The following is a 12,106-nucleotide window of genomic DNA, read 5'->3' as shown; positions in this document are numbered from 1 at the left end:
GCAAAGCTTTTGATTAAAAAAGTTTACGATTTATAATCTTCAAACGCTTCCAGAATCAATTTATTTTCAACCAATTGGTTGATTTTGATTTTTCCGATACCCTCAATTAAGGCAAATTGAATAGTTCCGTACTCATTTTTTTTGTCATGAATAAGCAGTTCTAAGATCGGATCGATGTCATTTTCTTCAATTTGTACATCGTCATAAATACTTTTAATAGCCGTTTTAATTTCTGCATATTCTGTAGCTGTAAGCAGTTTTTTTTGCATCGAAATATAACTTTCCAGAATCATACCAATCGCAATCGCTTCGCCATGTAATAATGTTTTTTTGCTTTCGCTTTCCAAAAAATAACTTTCTATAGCATGACCCAAAGTATGCCCGAAATTCAAGGCTTTGCGAATGTTTTTTTCTGTAGGGTCCTGAATTACAATGTCGTTTTTTATTTCCACTGAGCGATAAATCAATTCATCAAAATCAGCGTAATCAATAGATTTTAAATCCAAAAACTGTTCCCAGTATTTGGCATCATAAATAAGTCCGTGTTTTAGCATTTCTGCCAGTCCGGAGCGCATTTCGCTTTGTGGTAGCGTTTCAAGATAATCCGTATCAATCAACACCATTTGTGGCACGTTGATCACGCCAATTTGGTTTTTTAAATTGCCCAAATCAACACCCGTTTTTCCTCCCACAGAAGCATCCACCATAGATAATAGAGTAGTGGGGATGTTTATAAAATCGATACCACGTTTAAATGTAGAAGCCACAAAACCACCCAAATCGGTCACAACGCCACCGCCCAAATTAATAAGAAGCGATTTTCTATCGGCACCCAACTCGGTCAAAACATTCCAAATCTGAATGCATGTTTCGATGTTTTTATTCGCTTCCCCAGCTTCAAATTCGATAATTTCGATCGTCAAATCGGTTTCCAGTAAAGGCAAAAACTTCGGCAGGCAATACTCATTTGTCTCATTATCAACTATAATAAACAAATTTGAATATTTATTTTCTTTTAAGTGTTTATGTAAAGCTTCGTAAGCATTTTGATTAAAATGTACGTGATAATTATTGGCTTGAATAGATTGCATAGTTCTTCGGTTAATTGAAAGCGCAAAATAAGGCTTTTTTAACTAAATAATATTTAAAATCAGTCTATATTTGCACAAAAAAATACCCTAAATGGAAAAAATATTCGATAACACTCAAGTCGCGTTTTCATTAAAAAGCGATACCGAACTTGATAGAGCTTATTTTCTTTTTAAAATGATTGACAGCCAACCCTTGGTGAGGATAGGGACTGCTGTTACCAATTTTGCCATTAAGGCAAATCTTCCGGTAGAAGGATTAATTCGTGCCACTGTTTTTGACCACTTTTGTGGCGGAATCAACGAAAACGATTGTATCTCGGTAGTAGACAAAATGTTTACCAAAGGCGTTTCATCTGTTTTAGATTATTCAGTAGAAGGAAAAGAAGAAGAGGAGCAATTTGATGCTGCTTTAGAGATGACACTCAAAACAATTGAATTTGCCAAAGAACGATTGGCAATTCCATTTGCAGTTTTTAAACCAACTGGTTTTGGACGTTTTGAATTGTATGAAAAATTAGGAGAAAAACAAATATTATCTGCCGCAGAACAAGCAGAGTGGGATAGAGTAGTAGCTCGTTTTGACCACGTTTGCAGCGAAGCACATAAAAAAGATGTAGCATTATTGATTGATGGTGAAGAGAGTTGGATGCAAGACGCAGCTGATGATTTGGTGACCTATATGATGCGCAAATACAACAAAGAAAAAGCAATTGTTTTTAATACTTTACAAATGTACCGCTGGGATCGTTTGGATTATTTAAAAAATTTGCACGAAACAGCAAAAAAAGAAGGTTTTTATATTGGTATGAAACTCGTTCGCGGTGCATACATGGAAAAAGAACAAAAAAGGGCCGAAGAAAAAAATTATGTTTCTCCAATTTGTGTTTCCAAACAAGCCACAGACGATAATTATGATGCGGCTGTACATTATATGTTGGATCACCTGGAAACAATGGCTATTTTTGCAGGAACGCACAACGAATTGAGCTCATACAAATTGATGGAAATGATGCAAGCCAAAAACATTGCAAAAAATGATAACCGAATTTGGTTCGGACAATTATACGGTATGAGCGATAATATTAGTTACAATTTGGCCCAAAACGGGTACAATGTAGCCAAATATTTGCCATTCGGTCCTGTAAAAGACGTCATGCCATACTTGATTCGCCGTGCCGAAGAAAATACTTCTGTGGCAGGCCAAACAAGCCGTGAACTATCAATGATCAAAGCAGAACGCAAAAGAAGAAAAGGAAAATAGAACAATACTCTGTTTTTTACACTAATACAAAAAAACTCCAATTTTCATTGGAGTTTTTTTATTTTTAATACATTTGATTTTTATATGGAATTTGAAGATAACATCCTCGAACAATATTTCCTTTACGAAAGATAATAGGTGCAATTGCTATAGTTACTTTACTCTAATAGTAAAACATTCCCTAGACTTTACACAGATTTTTGGACACTCTCTAAGAATTGCTAAACTGAAGATTGCTTAGATTTTTATAAATTCCGTTTTCTAAATTCATTAATTCCTGATGTGTTCCTTCTTCGGTAATTTTTCCGTTGTCCAATACCAGAATTTTATCTGCTTTTCTAATGGTCGAAAGACGGTGCGCAATAATAATACTGGTTCTTCCTTCCATCAAAACTTCTAAAGCTTCCTGCACCAGTTTTTCGCTTTCACTATCTAATGAAGAAGTAGCTTCGTCTAGAATCAAAATACTCGGGTTTTTAAGCAAAGCTCTTGCAATTGCTATACGTTGGCGTTGTCCTCCGGAAAGTTTTACACCACGTTCTCCTACCAAAGTCTCGAATTTCTCCGGAAAACCTTCAACAAAATTTAGCGCATTGGCTTGTTTCGCAGCCAGAAAAATTTCTTCGTCAGTAGCATCGGGTTTTCCGTAAGCAATATTTTCTCTAATGGTACCTCCAAACAATATAACATCTTGCGGTACAATACTCATATTGCCACGAAGATTTTCTAAATCATAATCGTAAATGCTTTTCCCGTCTACCAAAATTTCACCCGAAGTAATATCGTAAAAACGCAATAACAACGAAGAAATAGTCGATTTTCCTGCACCACTTGGTCCTACAAGAGCAATCTTTTGCCCAAAATCGGCAGAGAAATTAACATCTTTTAGTACCTCAATTTCTTTTCTAGAAGGATAACTAAAAGCAACATTCTTAAAAGTCACGTTTCCTTTGATTTTTTCTAAAATAACTCCTTTTTTATTCGCATTTATTTCTTCTGGAGTTTCCTCCAAAAGTTCAAAAACGCGTTCTGTAGCACCCACGGCCTTCTGAATCTGAGCATACATTTCTGCAATTCCTCCAAAAGAAGCCCCAATAAAAGTGGTATAAAGTACAAACGAAATTAAATCTCCAACGCCCTGAACTTCACCTTTTATTGTAAGTGTAATTCCGTACCAAACCACAGCTACCACACAACCAAAAAGACATAATATGATAAACGATGCAAAATAACCTCGGTATTGCCCGCCTTTGATGGCTATTTTTACAATTTCTTTGATTTTATTTTTATAACGTTCTAATTCGTACCATTCATTAGCAAAAGCTTTTACATTGCTTATTCCTTGCAGCGTTTCCTCTACAATTACTTGGCTTTCGGCAACTTTGTCTTGTGTCTTTTTACCGTATTTTCTAATAAATCTACCAAATATAACTGCCGCTACGGCCACAACCGGCACAATAGCCAACATCATCAATGTCAATTTTGGACTGATGCTTCCTAAAATAACAAACCCTCCAATGATCAAAATAAATTGTCTTAAAAACTCTGCAATGGTAGTAGTAAAAGTATCTTGCAACTGCGATATATCTGCGCTAATTCGACTGTTCAATTCACCTACACGTTTTTGTGAGTAGAAAGACATGGGCAATTTTACCAAATTCTCATACAACGCAAAACGTATGTTGGATAAGGAATTCTCAGTAAAATTTACAAAAAGTGAAATTCTAAAAAACGAAAAAATGGCTTGTAGCGTCAGTATGCCCATCAATGCCAGCGCAATTTCGTTGGCTTTGTTTAAGTCTTTATTGGTAACGCAATCTACCAGCATTCCCATCAGTTTAGGAAAAGCCAGAGCCGTTGCACTTGTCAGGAGTAAAAAAACAAGTCCGACAAAAAATTTCCATTTATGGTTTTTAGCATATTTAAAAATTCGTAAAGCTTTTTGAAGTGAATTAGAGTCTAATTTAGCTTTGGGTAAATCATTTTCTTGAAATCTTGCCATTTGTATATACAATTAAGTACAGCAAATGTATGACTATAGCCCCTGAATACAAAAGAATGTTAACATTTAGATTTAATATTTTAATAAAAAGTAAAAAGCCACTTCTAAAAAGCTTTAAAATTCAAAAAATAAAACACTGTAAAAGAGATCACTAAAAATTAAATCAAAAAATATTTCTTTTTTTTTCGAAATATCCTTGCAAATACAAATTCTAGATGTATATTTGCACACCTTTAAACAAAGGGCGATTAGCTCAGCTGGTTCAGAGCACCTCGTTTACACCGAGGGGGTCGGGGGTTCGAACCCCTCATCGCCCACCACTTATTTTAAAAGGAATTTATAAAACTCCACAATCTTATTAAAAACCTGCAAATTTTGGATTTGCAGGTTTTTTTATTTCTACCAGTTTCGTCCAAAATTTTCAAAAACGCTTAAAATTACATGACATTTTTATGGCACTTTTAAATTTAGAAAAAAAATGCCACAAAATAAATGTTAATCAATTGATAATCAACATGTAAAGCACGTTAACGACTTGATTTTTAGGCGCTATAATTCGATATTTACTAATTAAATTGTTGAATTATGTTAGAAAGCAGTTTTGGATTAACCTTCTTTTTGAAGGTTCCACGAAAAAAAAGCAATCTTAGGTATATTTACCTAAGAATTACAGTTGATGGGATCCCTAAGGAAACTTCTACCAAACGCAAATGGGATATTACCAGATGGGATCAAAAAGCAGAAAGAGCTGTAGGTACAAAAGAAGATGCCAGAACCATTAATTTTTTCCTTACTACAATTGAAACTAAGGTCAATCAGTATAGAAATGATTTACTTTATGCGGAACGTTCTATTACGTCCCAAAAAATAATAGACTTTATTATGGGACGTATAGCCCCAAAAGTAAAAGTACTTGAAGAATTCCTTAACCATAATAACGAATTACTTGCCCTTGTGGATGTAGGAGAATATGCTATTGGAACACATGAACGTTTTGAGATATCCAAAAAACATGTAAAAGAATTTCTATTGTTCAAATTCAATTTGGAAGACATGGAATTCCGAGACCTGAATTATGAATTTATAAAGGACTATGAGTTTTATCTTAAAACAGTAAAAAGCTGTAATAACAATACTGCTTTAAAGTACATTTCAAATTTCAGAAAAATTGTAAGACGGGCACTTGATAAGGAAATTATTAAGGAAGATCCTTTCAAGAAATTTACAGGGAAAAAGATAAAGACAAGGAAAAAACCACTGACGGCAGTTGAATTGCATAAGATTGAGAATTATACTTTTTCTACTCCAAGATTGACTCTAATACGCGATGTGTTTATCTTCCAATGTTATACTGGTCTTGCCTATATTGATGCCTTTCAATTAAAAAAAGAGGACATCAAAATTGGTATTGATGGTGAATACTGGATTATGTCTGATCGGCAAAAAACAGAATCAGAAACAAATATTCCATTACTGCCTAAAGCACTTGAGATAATAGAAAAGTATAAAGGTCATCCGATTTGTCTTAGCAGAGGTAGTGTTCTTCCAGTGAAGTCAAATCAAAAAATGAATGAGTATCTAAAAGAAATTGCTGATTTGTGTGGAATTAATAGTGTATTAAACACACACAAGGCAAGACGAACTTTTGGCAGTACAGTAACACTTGCGAATGATGTACCAATTCATATTGTGAAAGAAATGCTTGGACACCGATCTGTACAACAGACTGAAGAATATGCAATAACCCAACAGCAGTCAGTGGGTCGGCAGATGATGGAATTGAGAAATAAATTAGATAAGAAAACATCCTTTAAACCTGAGGATACTTTATTAATTTTAGAGAAACTTGAAAAAGAGATTTTGGATATGAAGGAGTACTTTCGCAGTTAATAAACCACATCTGCTGAGCCATCTCCTACTGCATAGGTTTAATCCATTGGTACAAAATCGAGAAATTTATAAGATACTCTGGTGATTCCATATCCAAATAGAGAGCCATAAAATTTGTTTAATAGATTTTATGGCTCAATCAATAATTCAACCTTACTTCGGTAACCTGGATGATAAGAAGGTGTATATCTAACATATCCCATTTCTTGCAAGTCCACGACTATTTGTCTTCACTAAACAGATTGCTTAAATCCTGTTTATTATAATAGTAAGAACCCAATACTTTCTTGAACCGCACTTTTCCCGTTACCCTTAAATTTTGCAATGATCCTGGAGACATGTCCATCAGCTTTCTTACCACACGGCTTTTAAGCCATTCGGGATGAATAGTATCTTTTTCGTTTATCTCAGCTTTTTCTACTATTTTACGTAGGTCATTTATCAAGAGTAATCCAAATTGCCTCAAATCATCCTTTGTTAAAATATCACTCATCATCTGCCTTTTTTAAATTAAATTTTACAATTACCACTTTATTTTGGTTTTTGTAATAAAATTAATCGAGGACTTTTGCCAGAATTTGCATCGAGGACCATACAGTCTTATAATGAATGTCTTTTTTTTGAATTATTTGGCTTGTTATGTCAAGATAATATTTTTGAGCTTGAGGCTGCTACTGAAATCGTATGTTAACAATAATAAATTGAACTAAATGCTTGGTGAAATTTTAAGGTGCAATATCCATTAGTTTTTTTAGCTTATTTTTAATGTCTGCTGATTCATGTTTTAATTTATCTCTTTCTAACTTCATTTTTTGAAGTTCTTCTAAAGTGATTCCATTTCCCTCACGAATTAACTTCTCTTGGAGACCATCGCTAATAGTTTTATGATTCCCAATTTCACGGTCAATATTTAATTGCTTGTCCTGATTGATTTCAATTAAACCATTTATCTCAGTTTCTGTATCTGTCAACTCAAATAATTTGGTTTGTTGTAGTGGGGAAGCACCGCTTCTACGAAGTTTTGTTAGCAACGTTTCCAAATTCTTTTTCAAGTCCTCATACTTCTTAATCCCTAACACCTCGGAATAGGCTTTACTTAAATTTTTTAGTTCTGATTTAGACTTAGCCTCAGCAAGCGAAACTATTTTTTCTGCATCAAAGAAGAAAAATTTAGCAATTTCACGTGGTAGAATAAAATCGTTAATAAAAACCTCAAAGCCCACCTCTTTAGTTAGCTCATTTTCTAATCCATCAATGTAGATTTTTAAATCCTCCGAATCTTTCCGCAAGTCATACGATCTTTTGATAACTACAGATTTGCAAGGTATGGAAGGTATTAAAATGTCTTTTAATTCAATTTCAACGGATACGATAGGACTACCTTTTCCCGTGTTTTCAAAGTCAGTTCTTACCTCTCTATTTAAAAGCGTTTTACTAAACTTCTCATAACCTCCGGCATTTTTAATGTCTCTTTTATACTTGTCTTCCACTTCGCTCATCATCTTACCATAAAAAACCCAGATAAGAGAAGTTAAAAATGTTGTTTTACCAAATCCATTTTTACCGGCAATTATGCTAATATTCTTAGAAGCGTTTGGAGTAAAAATTATCTCATTTTCATCTTTGTAAATTCTAAAGTTTTGGAATTTTATTTTATTGATTTTCATAGCTCATTTTCATTTACAAAACTTTCAATTCTTTTTTCGACATCATTGTGAAGTCCATACTTAGAAATCATTAGAGTTTTGGTTTCTTGTAAAGAAATCAAATTATCAATTAAATGGTAATAATCTGGTTCATCCTCACATACTTCTCTCAATATTCTTCGTTCAGTGTCATCAAGCGATTTAATATTGTTAGTACTGATTTCTTTATTATAAATTCCTTTATACAAATCTCCTACAGTGTGATCAAAATATCCATCCCTATTCCAAGTTACCTGAATCGCAATAAGTTCCTGATTATTTATCAATGTAATATGAGGCCTTTCCCTCTGAATCTCTTTTTGAACTAATAATAAATCTTTCAATATTTGGTATCTGTATTCTGCAGTATAATTACCATTGTAAGTACCATCATCCCTTACTGCTTCTTGACCATTTCTTCTGGTATCTGATCTATTTTCAGAGATATTTCTTCCTTCAACTAATCTATTTCTAAATTCTAGCAAAGGGTGCATCCAATTCTGTCCATTATTAACTAAAGATGACATTGATTTGTCATTTTTCACTACGGTACAGGTCCAGCAACCAAAACGACTTTGTCCACATGAGGTATGCTCTTTATTCACCACCACTGTAGGACATTCATAATCATCAGCACTAGCGTCTGCATATATTTTAAAAAGGATTGAATTATCAAAACCCCACGGAGTTTTTACCGCATTAATAATATACCAGATCTCATCCACAATCATTTCCTTGATAGGGGCATAAACATAGGTATTGGCAGTAGTTTGATGCTTTGATAATCTACTACCTGTTACCTCATGTTTTCTGATTGAGCGTTCTCTTGTAGCACTCTCATCATAACGGGTTCCTAGCAAAACAATAGCTTCTCCTTTTTCATCTATCTGCTCTAATAAAAAACTAGAGGTTGGTCTTATTTTTAGTTTATCTGTACACCATCTAAATGCATTATTTGGTACTGGGTATCCTTTACCAATAACATTTGTCCAAAAAGTTTCCTCCAATTTAGGTGTTGTTTTTTGCACAAATATTGGAAGATCCTGATCACGTGCTGCTTCAGTAATTTTTACTAGGACATCTTCAACATAATTTGCAATAATTGGGTTTTCAACCATCGTATCATTACAAACTACGTAAACCTTTCTTTTTAATTGAAAAGGAAATGGTAAATCCTCTCGAATTCTTAGTAGCGCAATCCAAACAAGCATTAGTAAAACCGTTGAATCTTTACCACCACTGAAGCCAATTATCCACGGTCTATCTGATTGATCGGCATAAGCATACTGATCAATAATTTCCGCTATTATACCTTCAACTTTTTTATTTTTTATGGGTGTCATTATAAGTATTTAAGTCCATTTTAAAAATAGACAATTGTAGACATATTTTTTTACAAATTTAATCTTATTATGAACATTTATGCGACTTTAAGAATATTTTATTTTCCTGCTTTAACCTACGAATTTACTCATACTCTAAATTAACAATCAAAATGCATTGTTGAAAACCAAGTTAAAATTTACAATTTGTTGTAGATTAGGATAGTTATATTAGTTATATACTACTGATGCATTGTATTCTCATATTAGCAATTGAACTTTGCTTTTGTACCCAGGATGATATGATGGGGTGTAATGTATATAGCCAAATATTTGCAATTCTTTAAAATATTTGTGGTATGTAGGTAAAGTATGGATATGCGCTAGCGCCATAATTTTGCTTCTGCTCACATTAATGGCTTTTTTTTGTCCCTGACGGTATCCTAAATACAGAATAGCACTCAGCAATGCAAAATGCCAGACATTCAGTCTGTTGTCTTTCTCAATAAGAGCCAGATAATCTAATAGTTCATCAAGATTCATAATTACTCTTGTTCAAACAACTTTCTTAAGTCCGTCTTATTATAATAGTAAGAACCTAATACTTTTTTAAACCTCACTTTCCCAGTCACCCTCAAATTTTGCAATGAGCCGGCAGACATATCCATCAGTTTTCTTGCGACCCGGCTTTTCAGCCATTCAGAATCCTGGGATTCTTTTTCATCAGTTTTACTCTCGTCTATTATTTTACGAATATCATTTAACAGGAGCAATCCAAATTGCCTCAAGTCATCCTTTGTTACATTATCACTCATCATTTATCTCCTTTTTTAATCTGATTATTAGAATTTAAAAGTACATCAGAACTCACTACTCCTTAATGCAATGTCTTTTCATGGAACTATTTGGCCAGATAAGTCAGTTCCAACACTGTTTTATGGTTCTGCATTGATACGCAGTATAAAAATCGAATCCACATACCAGAATACTTTCCAATGCGAAAAAGGATAAAAAGGCAGCTAAGGTATTATGGACAGCAGCCGCACCGGCCACCAAAAGACTACGGCATAAACGGTTTGCTCCCCTAAAGGGTGCCCCTCCAATTATTCCGTTTCCTTTTGGCTTTCCGCACTGTCCATACCTTTTTTTTGCTTTCTTTTTTTCCGTTTTTTCTTTTGGAAAAATATTTTTTGAGGCAAGCGGGTTAAGAGAAAAAAAATGTAACAGGATTGTAAAACACTAAAAAAACGATTATGAACATTATTGGAAGAGTGACATCAGATGCGCAGATACGCAATGTGTCGAACAGCAAAACAGTAGTAAACTTTTCGGTAGCCATCAACGACAGCTACAAAAACAAAGCAGGCGAAAAGGTAGAGCAGACAACGTACTTCAACTGCGCTTATTGGATTAGCGCCAAGGTTGCCAAGATACTTACCAAGGGTTCTCTTGTGGAACTAACAGGTACGGTAAGCGCAAGGGCATGGACAGGCAGTGACTGGGAAGCACGTGCAGGACTTAATTTCAATACTTCCCAAATCAAACTGCACGGGGTCGGTAAGAAATCCGAAACGGCACAGACTACTACAGGAACAAGCAATGACAAACCCGAAAACGACCTCCCTTTTTAATCAGGAAATATTCAAGTAATTATCAATTTTAAATCATTTTATCATGGCACATAATATCAATTTCAACGAGAAAACAGGACGTTATTCATTCTTTAGCGTTCAACAGAAAGCATGGCACGGTTTGGGGCAAATCGTTTCAGAGTACCCAACAAGCGAGGAAGCTATCAAACACGCAGGATTGGACTACGAAGTCGTAAAATCACCGCTGTTTACAAAAGGTTCGGGTATTATCCAAACCTCTGGCGGTATTGAAATAGGCAACAGCGAATTGGAAGTCCCCAACTATTACGCCAATATCCGTACCGACAACAATGCCGTATTGGGCGTTGTGGGAAAAGATTATCAAATTGTACAAAACCGTGAAGCCTTCAACTTCTTTGACGCCATTGTAGGGGGTGGCGAGGGAATTCTCTATGAAACCGCAGGGGCTTTGGGCAAAGGAGAACGCATATTTATCACAGCCAAACTGCCCGATTATATCCGTGTTGGCAATGGGGATGACGTAACCGAGCGTTACATTTTCCTGACCACTTCACACGATGGCAGTGGAAGCATCACAGCCGCTTTTACACCTATTCGTATTGTTTGTCAAAATACCCTAAATGCATCTCTACGTTCGATGACCAATGTAGTTCGTATCAAACATACTTCAGGAGCAAAACAGCGTATCGAGAACGCCCACAAAATTATGGGATTGGCAAATACACTCAGCAGTCAGTTAGAGGGTATATTCAATGAGTGGGCAAAAGTAAAAATATCAGACAGAGAGGTTAAAAAGTTAATTCAATTGGCACTCTGCCCAAACAAGGAAACCCTTGACCTAATTAAAAAAGGTGCGGAAGATGAAATTTCAACTGTATTCAAAAACACCGTTGATGATGCTTTTTCTTATGCGATGATAAGTGACACTCAGCAGATGGATACCACTAAAGGCACTTTGTTTGGAGCGTACAACGCTGTTACAGGCTACTATCAGAATGTAAGAAATTACAAGAATGATGAAGCCAAATTACAGAGTATTGTATTGGGTGGAACAGCACAGCTAAAGTCCCAAAAGGCTTTTGAATTATGTACCGCATTTGTAACAGAGGGTGCGGTGGAGTTGCTACATTTACTGGGACATAAATTTTAAGACTGTTTAAATAAAAATAAATATCTTAGAATTATGAAAAAACGAGTTTACAGTGCTGAGTTTAAATCATCAGCAGTACGATTAAGTTACGA

11 protein-coding genes and 1 tRNA gene are annotated in these 12,106 nt (G+C 34.8%); 5 read left to right on the top strand and 7 right to left on the bottom strand.

Annotated elements, in window-relative coordinates; all coding sequences use genetic code 11:
* Positions 1-23: 23 nt before the first annotated feature.
* Positions 24-1,091 (bottom strand): 3-dehydroquinate synthase, encoded by a 1,068-nt coding sequence (gene aroB, locus J3495_RS14165; protein ID WP_210667192.1) that lies wholly within the window; start codon positions 1,089-1,091, stop codon positions 24-26.
* A gap of 91 nt (positions 1,092-1,182) precedes the next feature.
* On the opposite strand from aroB, the gene J3495_RS14160 reads away from it, so the two are divergent.
* A complete protein-coding gene (locus tag J3495_RS14160) occupies positions 1,183-2,352 on the top strand; it encodes a proline dehydrogenase family protein (RefSeq protein WP_210667191.1) in 1,170 nt (389 codons plus the stop codon).
* Positions 2,353-2,563: 211 nt separating this feature from the next.
* Here J3495_RS14160 and J3495_RS14155 read toward each other — a convergent pair whose 3' ends face one another.
* Entirely contained in the window at positions 2,564-4,354 is a 1,791-nt protein-coding gene (locus tag J3495_RS14155) for an ABC transporter ATP-binding protein (protein ID WP_210667190.1), read from the bottom strand.
* 242 nt (positions 4,355-4,596) lie between these two features.
* On the opposite strand from J3495_RS14155, the gene J3495_RS14150 reads away from it, so the two are divergent.
* A tRNA-Val gene (locus J3495_RS14150) sits at positions 4,597-4,674 on the top strand.
* A gap of 265 nt (positions 4,675-4,939) precedes the next feature.
* Complete coding sequence (locus J3495_RS14145) at positions 4,940-6,244, top strand: site-specific integrase (protein WP_210667189.1); 1,305 nt, start codon at positions 4,940-4,942, stop codon at positions 6,242-6,244.
* 220 nt (positions 6,245-6,464) lie between these two features.
* Here J3495_RS14145 and J3495_RS14140 read toward each other — a convergent pair whose 3' ends face one another.
* From J3495_RS14140 to J3495_RS14120, 5 genes are all read right to left on the bottom strand, one after another.
* A complete protein-coding gene (locus J3495_RS14140) occupies positions 6,465-6,737 on the bottom strand; it encodes a DNA-binding protein (RefSeq protein WP_210667188.1) in 273 nt (90 codons plus the stop codon).
* Positions 6,738-6,969: 232 nt separating this feature from the next.
* Positions 6,970-7,911: an AAA family ATPase gene (locus J3495_RS14135; protein ID WP_210667187.1), complete on the bottom strand. Its 942-nt coding sequence runs from the start codon at positions 7,909-7,911 to the stop codon at positions 6,970-6,972.
* Positions 7,908-9,272, bottom strand: coding sequence for a DNA phosphorothioation system sulfurtransferase DndC (dndC, locus tag J3495_RS14130; protein ID WP_210667186.1), 1,365 nt, complete (start codon positions 9,270-9,272; stop codon positions 7,908-7,910). The genes J3495_RS14135 and dndC overlap by 4 nt, the downstream gene beginning before the upstream one ends.
* Positions 9,273-9,512: 240 nt before the next feature.
* Positions 9,513-9,794 (bottom strand): hypothetical protein, encoded by a 282-nt coding sequence (locus tag J3495_RS14125; RefSeq protein ID WP_210667185.1) that lies wholly within the window; start codon positions 9,792-9,794, stop codon positions 9,513-9,515.
* A 2-nt stretch (positions 9,795-9,796) separates the two neighbouring features.
* On the bottom strand, positions 9,797-10,069 hold the full coding sequence (locus J3495_RS14120; protein ID WP_236025472.1) for a DNA-binding protein: 273 nt from the start codon (positions 10,067-10,069) through the stop codon (positions 9,797-9,799).
* A gap of 435 nt (positions 10,070-10,504) precedes the next feature.
* Between J3495_RS14120 and J3495_RS14115 the strand changes: the two genes are divergently transcribed.
* Complete coding sequence (locus J3495_RS14115) at positions 10,505-10,882, top strand: single-stranded DNA-binding protein (protein WP_210667184.1); 378 nt, start codon at positions 10,505-10,507, stop codon at positions 10,880-10,882.
* 43 nt (positions 10,883-10,925) lie between these two features.
* A complete protein-coding gene (locus J3495_RS14110; protein ID WP_210667183.1) occupies positions 10,926-12,014 on the top strand; it encodes a DUF932 domain-containing protein in 1,089 nt (362 codons plus the stop codon).
* Positions 12,015-12,106 lie beyond the last annotated feature (92 nt).

The sequence above is a fragment of the Flavobacterium geliluteum genome (assembly GCF_017948595.1).
Lineage (GTDB): Bacteria > Bacteroidota > Bacteroidia > Flavobacteriales > Flavobacteriaceae > Flavobacterium > Flavobacterium flavipigmentatum.
This window is presented reverse-complemented; position numbering and strand designations above follow the sequence as displayed.

What these genes read in the sequence shown, in the direction of transcription:
- J3495_RS14160 (WP_210667191.1), top strand. Translation starts at nt 1,183, where the DNA reads ATGGAAAAAATATTCGATAACACTCAAGTCGCGTTTTCATTAAAAAGC.
- J3495_RS14115 (WP_210667184.1), top strand. Translation starts at nt 10,505, where the DNA reads ATGAACATTATTGGAAGAGTGACATCAGATGCGCAGATACGCAATGTG.
- J3495_RS14110 (WP_210667183.1), top strand. Translation starts at nt 10,926, where the DNA reads ATGGCACATAATATCAATTTCAACGAGAAAACAGGACGTTATTCATTC.
- J3495_RS14140 (WP_210667188.1), bottom strand. Translation starts at nt 6,737, where the DNA reads ATGAGTGATATTTTAACAAAGGATGATTTGAGGCAATTTGGATTACTC.
- dndC (WP_210667186.1), bottom strand. Translation starts at nt 9,272, where the DNA reads ATGACACCCATAAAAAATAAAAAAGTTGAAGGTATAATAGCGGAAATT.
- J3495_RS14155 (WP_210667190.1), bottom strand. Translation starts at nt 4,354, where the DNA reads ATGGCAAGATTTCAAGAAAATGATTTACCCAAAGCTAAATTAGACTCT.
- J3495_RS14145 (WP_210667189.1), top strand. Translation starts at nt 4,940, where the DNA reads ATGTTAGAAAGCAGTTTTGGATTAACCTTCTTTTTGAAGGTTCCACGA.
- J3495_RS14120 (WP_236025472.1), bottom strand. Translation starts at nt 10,069, where the DNA reads ATGATGAGTGATAATGTAACAAAGGATGACTTGAGGCAATTTGGATTG.
- J3495_RS14125 (WP_210667185.1), bottom strand. Translation starts at nt 9,794, where the DNA reads ATGAATCTTGATGAACTATTAGATTATCTGGCTCTTATTGAGAAAGAC.
- J3495_RS14135 (WP_210667187.1), bottom strand. Translation starts at nt 7,911, where the DNA reads ATGAAAATCAATAAAATAAAATTCCAAAACTTTAGAATTTACAAAGAT.
- aroB (WP_210667192.1), bottom strand. Translation starts at nt 1,091, where the DNA reads ATGCAATCTATTCAAGCCAATAATTATCACGTACATTTTAATCAAAAT.